The organism is Streptomyces sp. LUP47B (assembly GCF_001746295.1).
Classification (GTDB): Bacteria; Actinomycetota; Actinomycetes; order Streptomycetales; family Streptomycetaceae; genus Streptomyces.
Map to the genome: position 1 here is coordinate 880,526 of NZ_MJAH01000001.1, position 21,597 is coordinate 902,122.

At 71.3% G+C, this 21,597-nt stretch carries 21 protein-coding genes; 15 read left to right on the forward strand and 6 right to left on the reverse strand.

Features of this window, described 5'->3' with window-relative positions; translation table 11 throughout:
* The first annotated feature begins 4 nt into the window (after positions 1 to 4).
* Positions 5 to 625, forward strand: coding sequence for an L-threonylcarbamoyladenylate synthase (locus BFN33_RS03875; RefSeq protein WP_037712834.1), 621 nt, complete (start codon positions 5 to 7; stop codon positions 623 to 625).
* Positions 626 to 748: 123 nt separating this feature from the next.
* Positions 749 to 1,504 carry a dienelactone hydrolase family protein gene (locus tag BFN33_RS03880; protein ID WP_069758386.1) on the forward strand — a complete coding sequence of 252 codons (756 nt, stop codon included), beginning with the start codon at positions 749 to 751 and terminating at the stop codon, positions 1,502 to 1,504.
* Here BFN33_RS03880 and BFN33_RS03885 read toward each other — a convergent pair.
* Positions 1,501 to 3,576, reverse strand: a complete 2,076-nt coding sequence (locus BFN33_RS03885; RefSeq protein WP_069758387.1) for a prolyl oligopeptidase family serine peptidase — start codon at positions 3,574 to 3,576, stop codon at positions 1,501 to 1,503. The two genes, BFN33_RS03880 and BFN33_RS03885, sit on opposite strands and share 4 nt — an antisense overlap.
* Positions 3,577 to 3,737: 161 nt before the next feature.
* On the opposite strand from BFN33_RS03885, the gene BFN33_RS03890 reads away from it, so the two are divergent.
* The gene (locus BFN33_RS03890) at positions 3,738 to 5,099 is read left to right on the forward strand and encodes a DEAD/DEAH box helicase (protein WP_069758388.1); all 1,362 of its coding nucleotides are present in this window, start codon (positions 3,738 to 3,740) and stop codon (positions 5,097 to 5,099) included.
* Between the two features lie 144 nt (positions 5,100 to 5,243).
* Here BFN33_RS03890 and BFN33_RS03895 read toward each other — a convergent pair whose 3' ends face one another.
* Entirely contained in the window at positions 5,244 to 6,107 is an 864-nt protein-coding gene (locus BFN33_RS03895; RefSeq protein WP_069758389.1) for a helix-turn-helix transcriptional regulator, read from the reverse strand.
* 183 nt (positions 6,108 to 6,290) lie between these two features.
* Between BFN33_RS03895 and BFN33_RS03900 the strand changes: the two genes are divergently transcribed.
* A complete protein-coding gene (locus tag BFN33_RS03900; RefSeq protein ID WP_069758390.1) occupies positions 6,291 to 6,506 on the forward strand; it encodes a 4-oxalocrotonate tautomerase family protein in 216 nt (71 codons plus the stop codon).
* Between the two features lie 4 nt (positions 6,507 to 6,510).
* Here the strand turns inward: BFN33_RS03900 and BFN33_RS03905 are convergent, their stop codons facing one another.
* Positions 6,511 to 7,206 (reverse strand): TetR/AcrR family transcriptional regulator, encoded by a 696-nt coding sequence (locus tag BFN33_RS03905; protein WP_079140582.1) that lies wholly within the window; start codon positions 7,204 to 7,206, stop codon positions 6,511 to 6,513.
* Positions 7,207 to 7,251: 45 nt separating this feature from the next.
* Between BFN33_RS03905 and BFN33_RS03910 the strand changes: the two genes are divergently transcribed.
* The 4 genes from BFN33_RS03910 to BFN33_RS03925 all read left to right on the forward strand — a co-directional run bounded on the left by BFN33_RS03910 (position 7,252) and on the right by BFN33_RS03925 (position 10,684).
* Positions 7,252 to 8,130, forward strand: a complete 879-nt coding sequence (locus tag BFN33_RS03910; protein WP_069758391.1) for an ABC transporter ATP-binding protein — start codon at positions 7,252 to 7,254, stop codon at positions 8,128 to 8,130.
* Positions 8,114 to 8,878 (forward strand): ABC transporter permease, encoded by a 765-nt coding sequence (locus BFN33_RS03915; protein ID WP_256122628.1) that lies wholly within the window; start codon positions 8,114 to 8,116, stop codon positions 8,876 to 8,878. Before BFN33_RS03910 ends, BFN33_RS03915 begins: the two co-directional genes overlap by 17 nt.
* 158 nt (positions 8,879 to 9,036) lie before the next feature.
* The gene (locus BFN33_RS03920; RefSeq protein WP_069758392.1) at positions 9,037 to 9,831 is read left to right on the forward strand and encodes a DUF899 domain-containing protein; all 795 of its coding nucleotides are present in this window, start codon (positions 9,037 to 9,039) and stop codon (positions 9,829 to 9,831) included.
* A gap of 82 nt (positions 9,832 to 9,913) precedes the next feature.
* Positions 9,914 to 10,684 carry an alpha/beta fold hydrolase gene (locus tag BFN33_RS03925; protein ID WP_069758393.1) on the forward strand — a complete coding sequence of 257 codons (771 nt, stop codon included), beginning with the start codon at positions 9,914 to 9,916 and terminating at the stop codon, positions 10,682 to 10,684.
* Between the two features lie 54 nt (positions 10,685 to 10,738).
* Here BFN33_RS03925 and BFN33_RS03930 read toward each other — a convergent pair whose 3' ends face one another.
* Positions 10,739 to 11,512, reverse strand: a complete 774-nt coding sequence (locus tag BFN33_RS03930; protein WP_069758394.1) for an SDR family oxidoreductase — start codon at positions 11,510 to 11,512, stop codon at positions 10,739 to 10,741.
* Positions 11,513 to 11,788: 276 nt separating this feature from the next.
* Between BFN33_RS03930 and BFN33_RS03935 the strand changes: the two genes are divergently transcribed.
* From BFN33_RS03935 to BFN33_RS03945, 3 genes are all read left to right on the forward strand, one after another.
* Complete coding sequence (locus tag BFN33_RS03935; protein ID WP_069758395.1) at positions 11,789 to 12,667, forward strand: MHYT domain-containing protein; 879 nt, start codon at positions 11,789 to 11,791, stop codon at positions 12,665 to 12,667.
* A gap of 110 nt (positions 12,668 to 12,777) precedes the next feature.
* Positions 12,778 to 14,286 carry a metallophosphoesterase gene (locus BFN33_RS03940; protein ID WP_069758396.1) on the forward strand — a complete coding sequence of 503 codons (1,509 nt, stop codon included), beginning with the start codon at positions 12,778 to 12,780 and terminating at the stop codon, positions 14,284 to 14,286.
* 91 nt (positions 14,287 to 14,377) lie between these two features.
* On the forward strand, positions 14,378 to 15,406 hold the full coding sequence (locus BFN33_RS03945) for an LLM class flavin-dependent oxidoreductase (protein WP_069758397.1): 1,029 nt from the start codon (positions 14,378 to 14,380) through the stop codon (positions 15,404 to 15,406).
* Positions 15,407 to 15,442: 36 nt separating this feature from the next.
* On the opposite strand, the gene BFN33_RS03950 is transcribed toward BFN33_RS03945, so the two are convergent.
* A complete protein-coding gene (locus BFN33_RS03950; RefSeq protein ID WP_069758944.1) occupies positions 15,443 to 16,408 on the reverse strand; it encodes a TauD/TfdA family dioxygenase in 966 nt (321 codons plus the stop codon).
* Between the two features lie 77 nt (positions 16,409 to 16,485).
* Between BFN33_RS03950 and BFN33_RS03955 the strand changes: the two genes are divergently transcribed.
* The 4 genes from BFN33_RS03955 to BFN33_RS03970 all read left to right on the forward strand — a co-directional run bounded on the left by BFN33_RS03955 (position 16,486) and on the right by BFN33_RS03970 (position 19,216).
* Positions 16,486 to 17,109, forward strand: a complete 624-nt coding sequence (locus BFN33_RS03955) for an HIT family protein (RefSeq protein WP_088245245.1) — start codon at positions 16,486 to 16,488, stop codon at positions 17,107 to 17,109.
* Positions 17,110 to 17,232: 123 nt separating this feature from the next.
* Positions 17,233 to 18,063 (forward strand): aldo/keto reductase, encoded by an 831-nt coding sequence (locus BFN33_RS03960; protein ID WP_069758398.1) that lies wholly within the window; start codon positions 17,233 to 17,235, stop codon positions 18,061 to 18,063.
* Between the two features lie 25 nt (positions 18,064 to 18,088).
* Positions 18,089 to 18,670 carry a DNA polymerase ligase N-terminal domain-containing protein gene (locus BFN33_RS03965; protein ID WP_069758399.1) on the forward strand — a complete coding sequence of 194 codons (582 nt, stop codon included), beginning with the start codon at positions 18,089 to 18,091 and terminating at the stop codon, positions 18,668 to 18,670.
* 111 nt (positions 18,671 to 18,781) lie between these two features.
* A complete protein-coding gene (locus BFN33_RS03970) occupies positions 18,782 to 19,216 on the forward strand; it encodes a cupin domain-containing protein (protein ID WP_069758400.1) in 435 nt (144 codons plus the stop codon).
* 9 nt (positions 19,217 to 19,225) lie between these two features.
* Here the strand turns inward: BFN33_RS03970 and BFN33_RS03975 are convergent, their stop codons facing one another.
* Positions 19,226 to 21,583 (reverse strand): SpoIIE family protein phosphatase, encoded by a 2,358-nt coding sequence (locus BFN33_RS03975; RefSeq protein ID WP_069758401.1) that lies wholly within the window; start codon positions 21,581 to 21,583, stop codon positions 19,226 to 19,228.
* Between the last annotated feature and the right edge of the window lie 14 nt (positions 21,584 to 21,597).

Genomic DNA, 21,597 nt, shown 5'->3' on the forward strand with positions numbered 1-21,597 from the left:
ACGGATGGCGAAGTACTTCGACGTGCACCCCGACAACCCGCAGCCCCGCACCATCTCCCAGATCGCCGAGAGCATCCGGTCGGACGCGCTGATCGCGTATCCGACGGACTCCTGCTACGCGCTCGGGTGCCGGCTGGGCAGCCGTGACGGCATCGACCGGATCCGGACCATCCGGCATCTGGACGACCGGCACCACTTCACCCTGGTCTGCCAGGACTTCGCGCAGCTCGGCCAGTTCGTACGGGTCGACAAGGACGTGTTCCGTGCGATCAAGGCGTCCACGCCCGGCAGCTACACCTTCATCCTCCCGGCGACGAAGGAGGTGCCGCGCATGCTCCAGCACCCGAAGAAGAAGACGGTCGGCGTGCGCATCCCGGACCACGTCGTCACCCAGGCACTGCTCACCGAGCTCGGGGAGCCGCTGCTGTCGAGCACCCTGCTCCTGCCCGACGAGGAGGAGCCGATGACCCAGGGCTGGGAGATCAAGGACCGCCTCGACCATGTGCTGGACGCGGTCGTCGACTCCGGGGACTGTGGCACCGAACCGACGACGGTGATCGACTTCTCCGGCGGCGAGGCCGAGATCGTGCGGCATGGCGCGGGTGACACCAGCCGGTTCGAGTAAAGCGGCCCTCAAGTGGGCGGGGGTCGCCACGGCCAGTTGGATGGTGCGTGCAACCATGTGCCCGGCCCGGTTCCGTCGGGCCGGCGACCTGCTCACCGTCGCATGCACAGAGAGGCACCCCCCATGACCTCCGTACAGGGAACCGCCGTCGACATCCCCACCGAGGACGGCGTCGCCGACGCCTATCTGGCCCACCCGGACGACGGTGCGCCCAGGCCGGCCGTCCTGATCTTCCAGGACGCCTTCGGGCTGCGCCCCCAGCTGACCTCGATGGCCGACCGGCTCGCCGAGGCCGGCTACACGGCCCTCGTGCCCAACCTGTTCTACCGTCGCGGGCGCGCGCCGGTCTTCGACCTGCCCGAGTTCATCGACACCGACGCGCGGCCGGAGCTCTTCAGGAAGATCATGCCGGTGGTGCAGGCGCTCACGCCCGAGCTCGCGATGCGGGACGCCGGGGCGTATCTGCGCTGGCTGGCCGACCGCCCCGAGGTCGCCGACGGCCCGGTCGCCCTCACCGGCTACTGCATGGGCGCACGACTGTCCCTGCTCACCGCCGGCACCTACCCGGACCGGGTGGCCGCGGCGGCCGGCTTCCACGGCGGACGCCTGGCGACCGAAGCTCCGGACAGCCCGCACCTGGTGGCCGGGCACATCACCGCCGAGCTGTACTTCGGCCACGCCGACCAGGACCCGTCGCTGCCTCCCGAGCAGATCGAGCGCCTCGCCGCCGCGCTGACCGAGGCCGGGGTCCGCCACCGCTACGAGGTCTACGACGGCGCCCCGCACGGTTTCACCCAGGCCGACACCGCCGCGTACCACCGCGAGGGCGACGAGCGGCACTGGGCGGCGCTGCTCGACCTGCTCAAGCGCACGTTCTAGGGCGAACTTCGTACGGGCCGGCCGGTCGGCTCCTGCGTCGGTCCGCCGTCCAAGTGGCGCCGCAGGAAGCGCACTTGCCGGTCCAGCAGCTGCGCCGTGAGCGTCGAGCCGATCGGCTGGTGGCCGGTGCCGGGCAGGAGCAGGAGTTCGTGCGGGAGTCTCGCGGCCCGTAACGCCTCGGAGAGGCGGAGGGTGTTGACCGGCGGGACGTTGGTGTCGGTCAGACCGTGGATCAGCAGCAGCGGACGCGTCAGGCGGGGCGCGTCGAGGAGCAGGTTGCAGGCGTCGTACCGCTCCGGGAACGCGTCGGGGTGGCCGAGGAACCGCTCGCGCCAATGGGCGGCGTAGAGCCGCTGGTCGGTGACGCCCGCACCGGCCACGGCGGCGTGGAAGACGTCGGGGCGGCGCAGCACGGCCAGCGCGGCGAGCGCCCCGCCGAAGGACCAGCCGCGGACGGCGACCCGGCCGAGATCGAGGTCGGGGTGCAGGCGCGCGGCCTCGTGCAGGGCGGTGACCTGGTCGTCGAGGACGGGCACGAACAGGTCGCCGTACACCTCGCGCTCCCAGTCGGGTCCCCGGCCCGGTGTGCCGCGGCCGTCGGTCGTGAGCACCGCGAATCCCTGCTCGGCGAACCACTGCGACAGCAGCACCCGCCAGTCCAGCTCCGCGGTGACGCGCTGGAGGGCCGCTCCGCCGTACGAGTCGACGAGCACCGGCAGCGGGCCACTGCCCCGGCGGTACCAGGAGGGGAAGTGGAGCCGGGCGGCCGGCGCTCGGGACCCGAGGACGAGACGCTGTGCGTGGAGGTCGAGGACCGGGCGTTCGGCGTACGACAGGACAGCGACCGCCGGTCTCCCTGCACGCAGCACCTCGGCCCGCCCGCCGGGCCGTTCGGCGTCACGGGTGACCCGGACCAGGGTGCCGCCACGGGAGGCGCCGAAGTGGACGCCGGGCCCGGAACTGAGCTGCCGGAGGCCGGACTTGGTGCCGTAGCTCCACAGGTGGGTCTCCGTGGGCTCGCCGGAGGCCGTGAACAGGACCTCGTCACCGTCCGTGCCGAGCACGGCCCGCAGCTGAAGTCCGCCGGGGGTCACCGGAGTTCCGTCCAGCGTGAGATGTCTCGTGCCCCGCAGGTCGCGGTGGGCGAGGAGAGCTCCTGATCCCGTACGTGCGGGAAGTCCGGGCACGAGCTGCACCCAGCACGGGTCGCGCTGCTCGTCCAGGACGGTTGTCCGCCCGTCCTCCGGGTCGATGGTGAGGAACCGGACGGTCTGCTGGTCACGGGACTGCACGGCCGTCCAGGGTCCGTGTGCGTCCCAGCCGGCGCCCACGACGTACTCGAAGGCCGTCCGGACCCAACTCACCGGTACTGGTGGGTCGTCGAGTGCGGAGAGCCACAGGGTGACGTCCGGGTTGGGGGTTCCGGCGAGGGCGGTGCGGGTCGTCGGCGGCCTGGCCTGCTCGGCCGTCGGCCAGGGCTGGACAGGCGTGAAGTCGCTCCGGGCGAGCAGCAGTTGACCGCCCTCCGGGGACCACCAGTGCCCGCGGGCGCCGTCGAGGGATGTGGTGCCCGTGTGTACGGCGGTTCCGAACTCCACGAGGGGGGTGTCCGGTTCGGCCACCGAGCGGTCCCCGGAGCCGTTCGCCTCCACCACACGCAGGGCGCCGTGCGACACGTAGGCGATGCGGCAGCCGGTCGGGTCGGGCCGGGGGTCCGCGACCGGGCCGGCCACGGGCAGTCGGCGAGGCTCCCCCTTGCCCACGTCCAGCTTCCAGAGCCCTCCGGACAGGGCGAAGGCGACGACACCGGTCGCCGCGTCGGTGCCGTACGCCTCGATACCGGCCGTTCGCGGGGAGCGCCCGTTCGCGAGCAGCCGGACGGGATCGGCCAGCAGCCTCTCCCTCCCGGAGCCGACGTCCAGCGCCCAGAGACAGGCGGCCGGATCGTCACCCGTGCGGCCACGAAGGAACAGGATGGTTCCTCCGTCGGACGAGACCGTGAACCGCTCGGGGACGCCTCGGGTGAAGCGGCAGGTGCGGACGAGCTGTTCGGGAAGGGTGGTGGGCGCCATGCGCGAGTTCCTTCCATCACCACCACAGATTAAAACATGTGTTCGATACAATCGACGGACGCGCCACCCCAACCATCACTTTGTGTTACCGTCTAACGTTTGCGCGCTCATGACTTCCTGCCGGGCCTTCCTCGGTACGTCTCCTCTGCGGAAGGCTCTGCATGAACCACCCGGACCAGCACGGCACCGCCTCCTTCTCCGATATGGCCCTCCCGCCCCAGGTGCTGCGCACCCTCACCGAACACGGTGTGCGCGAGCCCTTCCCGATCCAGGCGGCCACCCTGCCCGACGCCCTCGCGGGACGTGACGTCCTGGGGCGCGGGCGCACCGGGTCGGGCAAGACGCTCGCCTTCGGACTGCCGCTGCTCGTCCGGACGGCCGGGCAGCGCGCGGAGGCGAAGCAGCCCCTCGCGCTGGTCCTGGTGCCCACCCGGGAGCTGGCCCAGCAGGTCACCGAGGCGCTCGCGCCGTACGCCGACGCACTCCGGCTGCGGATGGCCGCGGTCGTCGGCGGCATGTCGATCGGCCGGCAGACCGCCGAGCTGCGGGAGGGGGCCGAAATCGTCGTCGCCACCCCCGGTCGTCTGCACGACCTCATCGAGCGCAAGGCCTGCCGCCTGGGACGGGTGCGGATCACCGTCCTCGACGAGGCCGACCAGATGTGCGACATGGGCTTCCTGCCGCAGGTCACCGAGGTGCTCGACCAGGTACGACCCGACGGCCAGCGGATGCTCTTCTCGGCCACCCTGGACCGTGACGTCGATCAGTTGGTCAGCCGCTATCTCAACGACCCCGTGGTGCACTCGGTCGACCCGTCCGCAGGCGCCGTCTCGACGAGCGATCACCATGTCCTCGTCGTCCACGGCCCCGACCGGTACGCCGTCACCACGGAGATCGCCGCCCGTGACGGCCGCGTGCTGCTGTTCCTCGACACCAAGCACGCCGTCGACCAGCTCACCCGGCATCTGCGGGCCGGCGGAGTGCACGCCGCGGCCCTGCACAGCGGCAAGTCCCAGCCGCAGCGCACCCGTACCCTCGCGCAGTTCAAGGACGGCCAGGTCACCGTCCTGGTCGCCACCAACGTCGCGGCCCGGGGCCTGCACATCGACGACCTGGACCTCGTCGTCAACGTCGATCCGCCAACCGACCCCAAGGACTATCTGCACCGCGCGGGGCGTACGGCCCGGGCGGGTGAGTCCGGAAAGGTCGTCACCTTGGTGCTGTCGGGCCAGCGCCGCGAGACGAGCCGGGTGATGGCCGAGGCCGGCATCGAGCCGACCGTCACCAAGGTGCGCTCGGGCGAGGCGGAGCTGAGCCGGATCACCGGGGCCAAGGCTCCCTCCGGCACCCCGCTCGACCGAGGCCCCGCCGTGCCGCGGCCCAAGAACACCAACGCCCCCTTCCGCGGCCTCGGCACCAGCAAGGACGCCTCCCGCGGCACCGGCGGCAGGTCCCGCAAGGCCGACGAGGCCCGCAAGCTCGCGGAGGCCCGGAAGGCGGCCCAGGTACGTCGCGGCGGCTGAGCACCGTGGCCCAAGGCGGGCGGAGGATGTTCGGACACAGGGGTGGCCTGTCTCCAACATCCATCCTTTTACCGAGTCCGGCGCGACGGCTACGAGATCTGCTTCGTGCCCGCGGACGACGAACTCGACGAGGTCTGCAATCGGCTACCGCAACGTGGTCTCGTCGTCGGCGGTCATGTCCTGGGTGCCGATCACGGAGAGCAGTTCCAGCTGGGCGGCACCCTGGGTGCCGGGCGGGGCGCTGAACCACAGCAGGCGCTGGCGTCCGTCCTCGCTGAACAGGGTGTGGCAGTCGACTTCGACGACTCCCAGCGTGGGGTGGACGATGCGTTTGTGGTCGGTCCGCCGCAGCGCGACGTCGTGGATGTCCCACAGTGTGGCGAACTCCTCGCTGCGCCGCCGCAGATCGGACACCATCCCGGCGACTTCCGTGTCGCGACCGCGCCGGGCGGCGACGGCCCGGAGGTCGGCGACGAAGGCCCGGGAGTGCTGTGGGTGGTCCTCGGTGGGATAGACGGTGCGGGAGCCGGGGTCGGTGAACCAGCGGTGGACGAAGCTTCCGGCCGCCCCACGGCGCGTGGGGGCACGGCCGACCAGCGCGACAGCGAGTTCGTTCTGGACGAGCGTCTCGTGCAGGTCGGTGATGATCTGCGCGGGCGTCGTGGTGAGCCGGTCGAGCAGGCCGAGCAAGGCCGGCTGGGCATGAGCGTTCGAGCCGCGGGCCACCGTGGGAACGGGTCGGTCGGCGAGGTGGAAGAGGTGGTCGCGTTCGTCGCCGCCGAGCCGAAGCGCCCGTGCGAGCGCGGCCAGCACCTGCGCGGAGGGCTGCACGTCACCTCCGCGCTCGAGTTCGGTGTAGTAGTCCGCCGACAGACCGGCCAGCTGCGCGACCTCCTCACGCCGCAGGCCGGGGACCCGGCGCCGAGGCCCGGTGGGCAGTCCCACGTCGGAGGGCCGCACGCGGTCGCGCCGGGATCGCAGAAACGCGGCGAGTTCGGCAAGGTTCATCCGCCCATCATCACGCGGGACGCGGAGGCGGAGCCAGGGGATGCCGCCCCCAGGGTGGACGCAACCCTGGCTGTACGTGCGGCAGCGGGCGAGGGTGGTGTGCGGCGGCAGGCCCGGCCGACGGCTTCGGTCCGCACAGCCGCCACCCGCAGACACACCCCGCAGACGCAGATGGAGCAGCGCATGCCGTTCGCGAACTTCAAGGTCCCCGCCGGCACCCTCACCGAGGAGCAGAAGGAACAGATCATCACCCGCACCACCGAGCTCTACGTGGACATCTACGGCGAACGTGCCCGCGCCACCACCCTCGTCCTGGTCGAGGAGGTCACCGACGGCGGCTGGGGCATCGGCGGCAACGTACTGACTCTCGCCGAACTCCGGCGAACGGCGGGGAGTTGACCGCTCAGGCGTGAGGGGCGGACTGGTCGACGGCCTCGGTGGCGCTCCTGCCACCGGCCGTACCCACCTCACTCCTCCCCCGCGCGGCCCCCTCCACCAGTCGCCGGATGTCCGACAGATCGGCCTCGAACTCCGCGTTGAGGTCGACGGGAAGGTCCAGCCAGGGCCCGAGACCGCTGTGGCCGGGGAGTTCGCTGTCCGGGAGTTGGCCGCGGCGGCTGCGCGGGTCGAGGGCACCGGGGGCGAAGCGGCCCGAGGCTTCAGAGGCGGCGAAGCCGATCACGAACGTGCTGATCAGCCGCTCGAGGCGGGGCACCTCCGGGTCCGGGACCCCGGCCTCGATCAGGGCCAGGTAGATGATGTCCACCGCTCGCACGGCGTCCGGTGTGACCGCGGGGCGCGAGAAGAGCAGGTGTGCTGCCCAGGGATGACGCTGGGTGACTTTCCGGCAGGCGTGGGCGAGGGTGTTCAGGCGTTCGTCCCAGGCCTGTTCCGCCACCGTGTCCGACGGCAGCAGTGCGGACAGCAGGCGTCCGACCATGCCGTCCAGCAGTGCCGCCTTGTCCTTGACGTGCCGGTACAGCGCCATCGGCGTGACACCGACCCGGTCGGCGAGCGCACGCATCGACAGCGCCTCCAGGCCGTGCTCGTCGGCGATGTCCAGTGCCGCGTCCAGGATCTCTTCCCGCCTGCCACCCATGGGTCTACAGTGTAGACGTATACGCCGTAGACATGAGGGGGAAGGATGCTCGTAGCGGACGGGTTGGTGAAGTGTCATGGCCGTCTTCGCGCACTCGACGGCTTCGATCTGACGGTCGAGCCCGGCGAGATCGTCGGCCTCATCGGTCACAACGGAGCAGGCAAGACCACCTTCGTGGAGATCGTCGCCGGTCTCCTGCTCCCTGACGCGGGCCGGATCCGCATCGGGCCGTACGACGCGTTGGCCGAAGGGCGGGCCGCGCGACGGCTCATCGGGGTGGCTCCTCAGGAGTTGGCCCTGTACGGCGGCGTCACGGTGCGGGAGAACCTGCGGCTGTTCGCCGGACTTGCCGGGCTGCGCGGCCGGCGCCGCGAGGCGGGGATCGGGCGGGTCCTGGAGGAGCTTCAGTTGTCGGCCCTCGCGCACCGGCCGGTGGGCGTGCTGTCCGGCGGGCAGCGTCGCCGGGTCCAGGCGGCCACCGCGATGGTCGGCTCCCCGCCCCTTCTGCTGCTGGACGAGCCGACCGCCGGAGCCGATCCGGAGACCCGATCGGCGCTGCTGGCGGCCGTCAGGGCGCGGGCCGAGACAGGTGTCGCCGTGGTCTACACGACCCACTATCTCCCCGAACTCGTCGACCTGGACGCCACGTTGGCGATCGCGAGGGCGGGCCGGATCATCGCACGCGGCACCCAGCAGGAGCTCACCCGCCACCTGCCCGGCGAGCTCAGGGTCACCTTCGCCGACCCGGCGGAACCCGAACTGCGGATGCCGACGACGGATCCCGGCGCCGACCTGGCCGCCCTGCTCGCCTCCGGCCGTACGCCCGCCTCCGTCGACGTACACCGCGCCGGCCTGGACGACCTCTACCACTCCCTGGAAACCGCAGCGCACGAGGGGACACAGGCCCGTGACGCCGTCGCGTGAGTCCGCCACCCGCCTCGGCGCCCTCGTACGCCACAACGCGCTGCTGATGGTGCGCGAACCCGGCCCGCTGCTGAGCCGGATGATCCTGCCGCTGGTCTTCATGACCCTGCTGCGTCCGCTCTACCTGTCCGCGCAGGGCAGCACGGCCGGGACCGAACAAGCTGTCGTCGGCACGCTGGTCACCTTCTCGCTGCTCGCGCTCAGCATCTCCGGCAACGCGATCCTCACCGAGCGCCTCGGCCGCACCTGGGACCGACTGCGTGGCACGCCGCTGCGTCCGGCGGAGCTGCTCCTCGGCAAGGCCGTCCCGGTCCTCACCGCCCTGCTCGCCCAGCAGCTCCTGATCGTCGGCTTCGGGGTGTGCGTGTTCGGGCTGCGGGTCCCGCATCCGTTCCTGCTGCTGGGGGTCCTGTTCAGCTGGAGCTGCACGCTGCTCGCGCTCGGGGCGCTGCTCGGCGTGCTGGTGCGGACCATGGGCGAGCTCTCGGCGGCCTACGACATCGGCGGCATGCTCCTCAGCAGCGTCGGCGGTGCGCTCGTCCCGCTCAGCGTCCTGCCGGCGTGGGTGGCGGACGTGGCTCCGGTCTCCCCCGGCTACTGGGCCGCGCACGGCCTGCGCGCCGCTCTCGCGGGTGACACCCGCACCGCCGCCGTGGCCTGCGGCACGCTCTTCGGCGTGGCCGTGGTCTGCGCGACCCTGGCCTCGGTCCGGCTTCAGGGCCGCAGCGGGCGGGTGGTGGCGCTCTAGGCAGGCACGCTCCCGACAGGCACGTTCGCCTCGTGTCCGCGTCGGGCGCAAGCTGGAGAGAGGTGGCCCGCGTCCGGCGCGATCCGCAGCAGGATGCGGCTTCCGCCGGAGGCGTACCCGTTGCCCGGCAGGTGGCAGCAGCGGTTGGGAGGATCGAGATGACGGCGATGGCGCGTCTGCCCGAGGTGGTCTCACGCGAGGAGTGGCTCCGCGCCCGCAAGGAGCTGCTGGCCGAGGAGAAGGAGGTCACCCGGGCGCGCGACCGGGTCAACGCCGCCCGGCGGCGGCTGCCGATGGTCCACGTCGAGAAGCCGTACGTCTTCGAAGGACCGCACGGCGAGGTGAGCCTGCTCGAACTCTTCGAGGGACGGGCCCAGTTGGTCGTCCATCACTTCATGTGGACCTTCGACCTCGACGCCGACGGCACCGAGCACCCCCGCGACACCGGCTGCCCCAGCTGTTCCTCCGCCGCCGACCAGATCGGCAACCTGCGGCAACTCCATGTCCGCAACACCTCGCTGGCCGCGGTGACGAGGGCGCCGTACGCGAAACTCGCCGCGTTCCGGGAGCGGATGGGCTGGTCGTTCCCCTGGTACTCCTCGGCGGGCGGCGACTTCAACTACGACTTCCACGCGACGGTCGACGAGCGGGTCGCACCGGTACAGATCTTCCACCGCTCCGAGGCCGAGCTCGCCGACGCCGGGACGCCCTGGTCCCCGGGCATGCGCGGCGACTGGCCCGGGATCAGCGCCTTCCTGCGGGTCGACGACGAGGTCTTCCACACCTACTCCACCTTCGGCCGGGGCATCGAGGAGTTCCACAACGGCTATCCCCACCTCGACCTCACCGCCCTCGGCCGCCAGGAGGCATGGGAGGAGCCCAAGGGCCGCGCGACCCCTCTTGGGCTCCAGGTCGGCGGTCCGGCGATGCGGCTTCCCGACGAGTACGACTGAGCTGACGAGCACGGCCGACCACCGATGACTTCCGCGTCCACGCAAGGTCTTCCTCGCATACGGCTCCCGCAGAACGGATGTGATGACCGTGCCGAACACTTCCGCCCACGCCAAGGTCAACGGCCTGGAGATGTACTACGAGACCCACGGCGACGCCCCTGACGGGAGCCGTCCGCTGGTACTGCTGCACGGCGGCGCCCAGACGGTCGGCCTGGCCTTCTCCGCCGTACTGCCCGCCCTGGCCGCCGGCCGGAATGTCGTGGCTCCCGAGCTGCAGGGGCACGGCCACACCGCCGACACCGACCGTGCGCTGACGGTGCCGGATCTGGCCTCGGACGTGGTGGCGCTGCTCGACGAACTGGGTGTCCAGCAGGCCGACTTCCTCGGGTTCAGCCTGGGCGGGCTGACCGCGCTGGAGATCGCCGTCAGGCACCCGGAGCGCGTCGGACGGCTCGCGCTCGCCGCCACCATGTACACCCAGGACGGGGTCCACGAGGAGGTCCGCGTCCCGGACTACAGCTCGCCCCGGCTGCCCAGCCAGGCCGACTTCCAGGAGATGGCCGACACGTACGCGGCCGTCGCACCCGACCCCGAGCACTTCCAGGACTTCCTCGCCAAGGTCTCGGCGGGGGCGCACGCCCCGCTGCCCTGGACCGCCGACGACCTGCGCGGACTGCGGGCGCCCACACTGCTGCTCGTCGGTGACCGCGACTTCGTACGGGTGGAGCACGCGGCGGAGATGCAACGCCTGATCCCCGAGGCGCAGTTGGCCGTCCTGCCGGCCACCACGCACATGTCCCTCATGCGGCGGACATCCCTGCTGCTGCCGCTGCTGGGCGAGTTCTTCACGTGATGACGTGACCGGGCACCGGGGGCTCGGGGTCGGAGGGGGACGAGGGGAACAGGCTTACTCGAAGCCCCCGTTGCTCTTCAGCAGCTGCCCGTTGATCCACTGGCCCTCCCGTGAGCACAGGAAGTCCACCAGGTGGGCGGTGTCCTGCGGGGTGCCGAGGCGGCCGAGCGGGGTGGCGCCGACGCAGTGCGCGCGGACCTCCTCGGTCATCCAACCGGTGTCGACGGGGCCGGGGTTGATGACGTTGGCGGTCACGCCGAGATGGGCGAGTTCGTGGGCTGCGGCCAGCGTGATGCGGTCCATGGCGCCCTTGCTCGCCCCGTAGGGCAGGTTGCCGACGGTGTGGTCGCTGGTGAGGCTGACGATCCGGCCGGTGCCCTTCTCAGCGGTGAAGCGGCGGCCGAACTCTCGGATGAGCAGCCAGGTCGCGCGCGTGTTGACGGCGAAGTGCCGGTCGAAGCTCTCGACGGTGGTGTCGAGCAGGCCGGAGTCGACCGACTCGCAGTGGCTCGTCACCAGTGCGGTGACGGGGCCCAGCCGCCGCTCCACCTCGTCGAAGACCCGGGCCGGTGTGTCGGGGTCCGCGAGGTCCGCCTCGATGGCGGCGGTTGCCGCGCCCCGCTCGGACAGGCCCGCCTCGATCGTCCCGGTCGCGCCGGGCTCGGTACCCCAGGTCATGCGGGCGTCGTACGGGTTCCAGTAGGTGAAGGCGATGTCCCAACCCGAGCCCGCCAGCCGCTGTGCGATACCGGCGCCGATACCGACGGTGCGGCCCACGCCGGTGATCAGGGCGCGGGGGCGGGCGGCAGAGAGAGATGGTGTCGTCACGGGACGGGATCGTTCACGAGCGACCCGCGGAGCGGCAAGCGCTTTTCACGACCAGGGACGCGTCCCACCCCCTGGCCGAGGACCTGACATTCGCTCAACTCTGGCACGGCGGCAGCCCTCAGAAGGCCGCTTGGCTGAAACCCGACTCATTGTGACTTAAGTTCAACCGAGTTATTGGAGAGTTCTCCTCTTACCACCGGTAATGCCTTGCCTTACCGGATCCCCTGCCGTAAGCCTTCGACGACAACCAGCCAAGACCCTGGGGGGAGTTGGCTTATGGAAGGCACAGTTGACGGGTTCCGCTATGGTGCGGTGACCCCGGTGGCCGCCTACTTAATGGCGTGCTTGGGAGGGGCTCTGGGGCTGCGCTGTATCGTGCGCACCCTGCTCGGCAATCAGTCGTGGAAGGCCGGCTGGCTGGCACTCGGTGCCGCGTCGATCGGCTGCGGCATCTGGACCATGCACTTCATCGCGATGATCGGTTTCCAGGTCGTGGAGACCCGGATCCGCTACAACGCCGGCCTCACCGTCCTCAGTCTCGCCGTGGCCGTCGTCGTCGTGGGCATCGGCGTGTTCATCGTCGGCTATCGCGGCGCCAGCACCCTGAACCTGTCCTTCGCGGGTGTGATCACCGGGCTCGGCGTGGCGGCCATGCACTACCTCGGGATGGCGGCGCTGCACCTCAACGGGACGATCCGGTACGACGCCACCGCCGTCGCGCTCTCCGTGGTCATCGCGATCGTCGCGGCGACCGCGGCACTGTGGGCGGCCGTCACGATCCGGGGTTTCCTGACGAGCCTCGGGGCCAGCCTGATCATGGGCGTCGCCGTGACGGGGATGCACTACACGGGCATGTCCGCGGTCAGTGTCCATGTGCACAGCACGACCGGCGGCTCATGGGCGGGTGATTCGCCCACCTCGCTGCTGCTGCCCATGCTCCTGGGGCCGGTGATCTTCCTGCTGCTGGCCGGGGTGGTGGTCATGTTCGACCCGCTCCTGGTGCTCGGCGACGGCGACTGGAACCGCTCGTCCGCCGCGACGGAGAGCACCGCACCGCAGCCCGACCCGCTCATGGAGCACCAGGAGGGCAGGGTGGTCCACGCCCGCGCACCGCAGGATCCGCAGTGGGCCGCACCGCACGGCCCGCAGTGGTGAGAGTCATCCCCCTGGAGTCCCCACGGATCCGGTAATGGCCAGGAAGGGGGGAGTGCCGTAGGGCAGTCCCCCCTTCCTGGCCGGTTCTGGATCGTTGTTACGGTGCACCGGTGTCTGACTCCTCACGCGATACCGCCGAAGGCGCCGGCTGGGGCTCTGCCCAACTCGGCGAGTACCGGCGGCTGATGCCGTCCAAGGTCGAGAAGATCTCGTGGCTGAACCCCAAGACGTTGTGGGCCGCCCGCAACGGCGTGGTCGCCTCCTGGTTCGGGGACCCGACGGGCCGCACCCGAAGCCGCTGGGTGGCCCAGCGCGCGGCGGCCGGCGCCCCCGCCGACAAGGTGATCCGGCGCGAGGACCCCGAACGGTTCTCGTTCATGGTCATCGGCGACACCGGCGAGGGCGATGACCCCCAATACGCCGTCGTGCCGGGGTTTCTGAAGGTCAGTCAGGACACCGGTTTCGCGGTCGTCGCCAGTGACGTGATCTACCCGGTGGGCAGCGCGGACGACTACGGCACCAAGTTCTTCCGGCCGTACCAGGACTATCCGGCGCCCATCTACGCGGTACCCGGCAACCACGACTGGTACGAGGACCTCGGCGCCTTCATGCGGGTCTTCTGCGACGACGCCCCGCCCCTCGGTCCCGAGCCCGCGCCCCGCCCCCTGACCCGGGCCTGGCTGCGCTCCCTGCTGTGGCACCGACCGCGCGCCGAGGACGGCCAACGCCTGGACGAGGCACGCCGGTTGCGTGCGGCACCGGCCCAACGGACCGTCCAGCCGGGTCCGTACTGGGCCGTCGACGCCGGCCCGCTTCGCATCATCGGCATAGACACCGGACTGCTCGGCACCATAGACGCCGAACAGGGCGCCTGGCTGCGCGAGGTCTCGCAGGGCCCGCGCCCGAAGATCCTCATCACGGGCTCGCCCCTGTACGTGGACGGCGAACACCATCCCTGTGCCATCGAGGGCGGCGGCACGGTCGACGACATCGTGCGGGCCCCGGAACACCACTACGTCGCGGCGATAGGCGGCGACATCCACAACTATCAGCGCTACCCGGTCGACGTGGACGGCCGCACCATCCAGTACGTCGTCTCGGGCGGCGGCGGCGCGTTCATGCACGCCACCCACACCATCCCGCAGGTCTCGGTCGCGAACGTCGCCGAGAAGGACTTCCGCTGCTATCCACTGCGTGGGGACTCCCTGGCCTTCTACAGCAGGCTCTACGGCCGTCGGCTGCACCTGCGCCGCTTCTTCACCCTCACCGAGGCCGAGGCCACCGCGGTGATCGCCGAACGGCTCGGCATCCCGCCCACCCGGCTCCCGGGTGAGCCGGCGCGCGTCACCTTCCGCACTCGCCTGGTCGCCACTCTGCTGGGCGCGGGCGGCCGCCCGGACCGCACCTCGCGGTTCCGCCTGCCGGTGCGCAAGATCTACACGCAGCTGTTCTCGCCCAGCTCGGCGACGTACAGCCCACCGTTCTTCAAGTGCTTCCTGCGCCTGGACGTCACTCCGGAGGCGGTGCGTCTGCGCTGTTTCGCGGCCACCGGCAATCTCGCGCAGGAGATCGACCCGCCCGTCGAGGACGAGGTGACCATCCCCTTGCCCCGATCTTGACTCGGCGGGCCCCACGATCGGGAACATCATGCGGGACAGGCGGGTTGGCACTGCCGTACTACTTGATACGTCAAACAACTCGGAGGAGCCCGTGCCGTCGTCCCCCCGCCCTCTGCGCAAGCTGGGTTTCCTGACCATCGGCCTGTTCGACGAGGCGGATCCGCGACGCGGCCACGAGTCCACTCTGGAGATCATCGAGCTGGGCGAGCGGCTCGGCTTCGACAGCGCGTGGCTTCGCCACCGGCATCTCCAGTACGGCATCTCGTCCCCCGTGGCCGTCATGGCGGCGGCCTCGCAGCGCACCAGCCGTATCGAACTCGGCACGGCGGTGATCCCGCTCGGCTGGGAGAACCCGCTGCGGCTGGCCGAGGACCTGGCGACGGTGGACATCCTGTCCGGCGGCCGGATCAACCCGGGCGTGAGCGTGGGCCCGCCGATGCATTTCGCCGAGGCCAAGGGGGCGCTGTACCCGGACACGGCCGACACCGAGGACTTCTCCTACGAGCGGGTGCGGCGGCTGCTGGACTTCGTGCGCGGCAAGCCGGCCAGCGACTTCAGCGGGGTGCAGGGCTTCGAGGTGTTCTCCGACCGGGTGCAGCCGCACTCCCCCGGCCTCGGCCGACGGCTCTGGTACGGCGGCGGCAGCCTGAGTTCCGCACGCTGGGCCGGTGAGCACGGCATGAACTTCCTGACCAGCAGCGTCGTCAAGGCGGAGGGCGACGAGGGCCCGTACGACTTCGCTCAGATCCAGCTCTCGCACATCCAGGCCTTCCGCGCCGCGCACCAGGACGGCGCGGACGCCCGGGTCTCCCAGGGGCTCGTCGTCATCCCCACCGACTCGGCCTCGCCGGAGCAGCGCGCGAAGTACGAGGCGTACGCGGCGAAGCGCACCCCCCGGACCACGTCACCGCAGGGCCCGGCACGGTTGATGTTCGCGCCGGACATCGTCGGCACGTCGCAGGAGATCGCCGAACGGCTGCACGCGCACGCCGCGTTCCGTGAGGTCGACGAGGTGGCGTTCGCGCTGCCGTTCACCTTCGAGCACGAGGACTATGTGCAGATCCTCACCGACATGGCGACGAAACTGGGGCCGGCGCTGGGGTGGCGGCCGGGCACGTAGGCCTGGCCGGCGGCCGAGGGGGCCCGATCGGCGCCGTCACCAGCGCCCCACCTCGGTCCCTGTGATCGCCTCCGACGGCTTCCCGTCCGCCCCCACCGGCACATCCCCGGCCAGCATCACCCGGTGCATGGTCCGGGGGAAGCCGAGGTGGGCGTTGTCGCCGGGGGCCAGGTGGATGGTGGCCCGGTTGTCCCAGAAGGCCACGCTGCCCGGCTCCCAGCGGAAGCGGACCGTGTACTCGGGCCGCACCGCCTGTTCGAGGAGCATGTCGAGGATCGCCCGGCTCTCGGCACGGGAGAGGCCGGCGATCTGCTCGACGTAGTAGCCGTTGACGTAGAGGATCCGCTCCCCCGACTCGGGGTGCACCCGCACCAGCGGGTGCAGCGAGGCGACCTGGTGGTCCAGGAGATGGCGGACGTAGGCGTCATCGCCCGGGCGGGGCTGGTAGCCGACCCCGAGCCGGTGCTCCACCCGCAGGCCGTCCACGAACTCCCGGACCGGCGCGGACAGTCCGGCGTAGGCGGCCGCGAGGTTGGACCACGTGGTGTCGCCGCCGTACGGCGGAACGGTCTCCGCGCGCAGGATGGTCGCCGCTGGCGGGTCGATACGGGCGCCGTGGTCGCAGTGCCAGCCGCGCAGCAGCGTGTGCCGCCGACGCTGCAGCCACTCCTCGTGCTCCATGCCGAACTTCCCGCCCAGCTCCAGTCGGTCGGCGGTCGTCTCGATCTCGGCGAAGTCCGCGGGCGAGGCGCTGCCGCGCCTACGCAGGACGACGGGCTCACCGAACCTGCGGGCGAAGGCCACATGGCCGGCATGGTCGAGTCTCTGTCCGCGGAAGAACACCACCTTCCAGCGCAGCACCGCCGCCCGGATCGCGGCGACCACGGAGTCGTCGAGATCGCCGGCCAGATCGACCCCGGTGATCTCGGCTCCGATGTACCCGGCCACCGGGTTCACCTCGATGCCCGCGTCCCACTCCGCCGTGCCCGTGTCCGTCGTCATGCGTGCTCCGTTGATCGCCGGCATCCGTCCTAGGTCCGCGCCCCACGGGGCACGTCACCCATGGTTGACTGCCCAGCGTGACCGTTCCCTCAACTCCCCAGGAGCCCAGCCCCTTCGTACGGCGCCTGCGGGCGGGTGAACAGCTGCCCCTGCCCGCCGACTCGGTGACCGGCTGGGAGACCTTCCCCTTCGAAGGGGACCTGCGGGTCAGGCCCTTGCAGCCCCCGGTCCTTCCCGAGCCCGCGCGCGCCGGCGAGGACGGCCCCGAGCAGTGCCCCACCTGCCGCAAGCCCGTGACGGAAGCCCTCTGGTCCGACGACCACTGGCGGCTCGACGCGGTCGGCACCGAGTCCCGCCTCCCGGCGGTGGTGATGCTGCAGCCTCGCGGCCACTACGACCTGACCGACCTGCCCGTGGAACGCGCGGCCGAGCTCGGGCCCCTGCTCCAGCGGGCGGAGTGGGCGGTGCGCAGCCTCGACGGCGTCGCCCGCGTCCATGTCAACCGGTGGGGCGACGGAGCCGCCCATCTGCACTTCTGGCTGCTCGCGCGGCCCGCGGGGCTGACGCAGCTGCGGGGAACCTTCCTTCCGGTTTGGGAAGAACTCCTGCCGCCCGTCCCGGACGAGGAACGCCGAGAGGCCCACCGGCGGATCGCCGCCGCCCTCGCCGCCGAAGGCGGCACGGCCCACACCGTCGCCTGACACGGGACACCCGGATCCCGCCGAACGCGCCGTCCGCCGTCCCCGTCCGCGCCCGCCCGGTTGATCATTGCCCGCCCTGTCCGTGAGGCTGGGGGGACGACACAGTCAAGGGAAGGTCCGGACGTGATCAGCATCCCGACACACACGCTCAACGACGGTACGAGGATCCCCGCCCTCGGTCTGGGCACCTGGCCGATGGACGACGCCGAGGCGGAGCGGGCGGTCGTCACCGCCCTGAAGAGCGGCTACCGGCTCCTCGACACGGCGACGAACTACCGGAACGAGACCGGTGTCGGCCGTGGCGTGGCCGCCGGCGGAGTGCCGCGCGAGGAGATCCTCGTGACGACGAAGCTGCCCGGCCGGCATCACGGCTACGACGAGACCCTGGCCTCGTTCGAGGAGTCCCGCGCCCGTCTCGGCCTGGAGTACGTGGACCTGTATCTGATCCACTGGCCGCTCCCCCGCGTCGACAAGTACGTCGACTCGTGGAAGGCCATGATCAAGCTCCGCGAGGACGGTCTCGTACGGTCGATCGGCGTCTCCAACTTCACGGCCGCGCACATCGAGCGGCTGGAGAAGGAGACCGGGGTCCTGCCGTCCGTCAACCAGATCGAGCTGCACCCCTTGTTCCCGCAGGACGAGCTGCGCGCCTTCCACGCCGACAAGGGCATCGTGACGGAGAGCTGGAGTCCGCTGGGCCGGGGTTCGGATCTCCTGGACGACCCGGCCGTGGCCGGCGTGGCCGAGGCGCACGGTGTCACGCCCGGCCAGGTGATCCTGCGCTGGCACATCCAGCTCGGCGCCCTGCCGATCCCGAAGTCCGGTGACCCCGAGCGGCAGCGCACGAACCTCGACGTGTTCGGTTTCGAGCTGAGCGAGGCCGAGATGGCGGCGATCGCCGACCGTCCGCACCGGCGCCTCGGCGGGGACCCTGAGGTGCACGAGGAGTTCTGAACCGCGGGAGGGGTACCCGGTGCGCGTGACTGAGCGACTGCGGGAATATCACGGCAAGCGGGACTTCGCCCGCACCGGTGAGCCCGAGGGCGGGGAAGGGCACGCCGGTGCGAAGCCGCGGTTCGTCGTGCAGATCCATGACGCGAGCACCCTGCACTTCGACTTCCGCCTCCAGGTCGGTGACGTGCTGAAGTCCTGGTCGGTCCCGAAGGGCCCCTCCGACGTCCCCCAGGACAAGCGGCTCGCCGTGCCCACGGAGGACCATCCGCTGGAGTACGAGGAGTTCGAGGGCGTGATCACGCCGGGCGAGTACGGCGGCGGCACCGTGATCGTCTGGGACCACGGGACCTACGAGCCCCTCAGCCACGACAAGAAGGGGCGTCCTGTCGACTTCGGCGAGTCGCTGGAGCGCGGGCACGCCACGTTCCGGCTGCACGGGTCGAAACTGCACGGCACGTACGCGCTCACCCGGTTCCGTGAGGGGTCCTGGCTGCTGGTGAAGGCAGCCGAGGGGCGGAAACCGGGGCACGGCACGCCCGATCCGCGCCGGGCACGCTCGGTGCGGACGGGCCGGACCCTGGCGCAGGTCGCCGCCGAGGAGAACTGAGCCGGAAGATCCACCGAATACCGCCCCAACTGGCCTTCTGTGCCTCTATGTTCACAGCGACGTTCACCGCGACATGTCGTCGCCCAGAACACGAGCCAGGAGGCCTTCCGTATGCGCATCGCGCTCCGTACCGCCATATCCGGCGCGGTCGTCACCGCCACCGTCTTCGCCGGCGGCACCGCACAGGCGACCCCGCCCGGCCCCGGAGTGACCGGCACGCTGATCGCCCAGAAGACCGTGGGCGACACCGACTACGTCCTCAGAGAGATCACCGTCCCGCCGGGCCAGGCGACCGGCTGGCACTACCACGACGGTCTCGTCTACGGATACGTCAAGCAGGGCACCCTCAGCCACTACCACGCCGACTGCGCCAGTGACGGCGTCTATCCGCAGGGCACCGTGGTGCGCGAGCCCGGCGGCCCGAGCGACGTCCACCTCGGTCGCAACGAAGGCACCACCCCGCTCGTCCTGGAGGTGCTGTACGTGCTCCCGCACGGCTCGCCGTACTCGGAGGACGTGCCGAACCCCGGCTGCTCCTTCCAGTGAGCGAAGTGATCAGAACTCGGGCGGTTCCAGCGACTGCTCGGCCCAGATCGTCTTTCCGCTGCCGGTCTGCCGGCTCCCCCAGCGCTGGGTGAGCTGGGCGACCAGCAGCAGCCCGCGGCCGCCCTCGTCGAAGGCGTGGGCGCGCCGCAGGTGCGGTGAGGTGGAACTGCCGTCGGAGACCTCGCAGATGAGCGTGCGGTCACGGATCAGCCGTAGCTGGATGGGCGGTTCGCCGTAGCGGATGGCGTTGGTGACCAGCTCGCTGACGACGAGTTCGGTGACGAAGGAGGCCTCCTCCAGTCCCCAGACGGCGAGTTGCTCGGTGGCGGCCTGTCGGGTGGCGGACACGTGCGCGGGGTCGGGCTCGACGTCCCAGGTGGCGACCCGGTCCGCGCCGAGAACCCGGGTGCGGGCCAGCAGCAGGGCCACGTCGTCACCGGGTTCCTCGGGCAGTACGGCCTTCAGAACGGTGTCACACAGTTCGTCGAGGGTGTCCGTCTTCGCGGTGAGCGCGCGGCACAGTTCGTCGGTGGCGTGGTCGACGTCGCGGTCCCGGTCCTCGGTCAGTCCGTCGGTGTAGAGGGCGACCACGGCCCCTTCGGGCAGTTCGATCTCCGTGGCCTCGAAGGGCAGGCCGCCGACGCCGAGCGGGGGTCCCGTGCTCAGGGGGACGAGGCGCGCCGTGCCGTCGGGCAGGACGACGGCGGGTGGCGGGTGACCGGCGGCGGCCGCGGTGAGGCGGCGCGAGACGGGGTCGTAGACGGCGTAGAGGCAGGTGGCACCGAGCTCGGCGACCTCGCCCCCCTCGTCGGAGCGGTCGTCGGATGCGAGGTGGGTGACGAGGTCGTCGAGGTGGGTGAGGAGTTCGTCGGGCGGCAGGTCGACGTCGGCGAGGGTGCGCACGGCCGTGCACAGGCGGCCCATGGTCGCCGAGGAGGGGATGCCGTGGCCGACCACGTCGCCGACGACCAGGGCGACGCGGCTGCCGGAGAGCGGAATGACGTCGAACCAGTCGCCGCCGATCCCGGCCAGCGAGCCCGAGGGCAGATAGCGGTGGGCGACCTCGACGGCGGCCTGTCCGGGCAGGCCGCGCGGCAGGAGGCTGCTCTGCAGGGCCAGGGCGGTGGTGCGTTCGCGGGCGAAACGGCGGGCGTTGTCGACGCAGACGGCGGCCCGGCTGGCGAGTTCCTCGCCGAGGACGGCGTCGTCGTCCCCGAAGTCGTCGGGGTGGTCGATGCGGACGGCGACCGCGACGCCCAGGGTGGTGCCGCGGGCCTTGAGCGGTACGGCGAGCACGGAGTGGACGCCCTTGCGGTACGAGCGGCCGGCCGGAGCGCGGGCGTTGCGTTCGGCGACCCAGCGCATGAAGTCGGGCTCGCCTGCCTGGCTGACGGCCGCCCGTCCCTCCCGCAGGGCCCGAGCGGGCGGCGAGGAGGCGGGGTAGATGTCCGTCTCGCCGAGGCGGACGGCGGCCTCGGGGGTGCCCTCGTGGCCGGAGCCGTGGGCGACACGGCGCAGCACGACGTCGCCCTCCAGCGCGGTCGGCGGCTCGTCCGCGCCGAGCACCCAGTCGAGGAGATCCACGCTGGCGAAGTCGGCGTACCGGGGCACGAGGAGTTCGACGAGTTCCTCCGCGGTGCGCACCACATCCAGGGTGGTGCCGATGGCTGCCGCCGCCTCGTTGAGCAGGGCCAGCCGTCGGCGGGCCCAGTACTGGTCGCTGTTGTCGAACGCGGCCAGGGCGACACCCGTGAGCTCCTGGGAGCCTTCCTCCCGCACGGGCCACATCTCGATCGTCCAGGCGTGTTCCCGGTTGAGGGCGGGCGCGCCGGTGTAGCTCTCGTAGCGGACGGGTCTGCCGGTCTCGGCGACCTGGCGCAGGTTGGCCAGGAACCCGCGGCTGTGTTCGGCGTCCTCGACGGTGTCCGAGAAGAACCGGCCGAGCAGGGCTTCCTCCGGGACCCCCATGACCCGGCAGGCCACGTCGTTGAGGCGCAGGTACTGCTGACGGGTGTCGAAGATCGACATGGACATGACCGCCTGCTGGAAGGCCTGTCCGGCCAGGGTCGGCTCGGCGGAGCCGGGTGGCCGTGCGGTGATCACGTATCCGGCGGGGGCGCCGTTCCCGCCCAGGACCGGGCACGCCTCAACGAAGCGCGTGAGAGAGGAGCCGTCGCGGTGCCGCAGTACGACGGTCCCCTTCAGCGCGGACACAGCCGGCCCCGGCGGGTCCTCGGCGAGCAGCTCCCGTGCCGCCCGCCCCACGACCTCCTCGGCCGTGCGTCCCGTCAGCCGCCGGGCACCCTCGCTCCACCCCGTCACCATGCCTGAGGCATCGGTGGTCGCCGTAGCGGAGACGTGCTCCATATCGTCCAGGATGG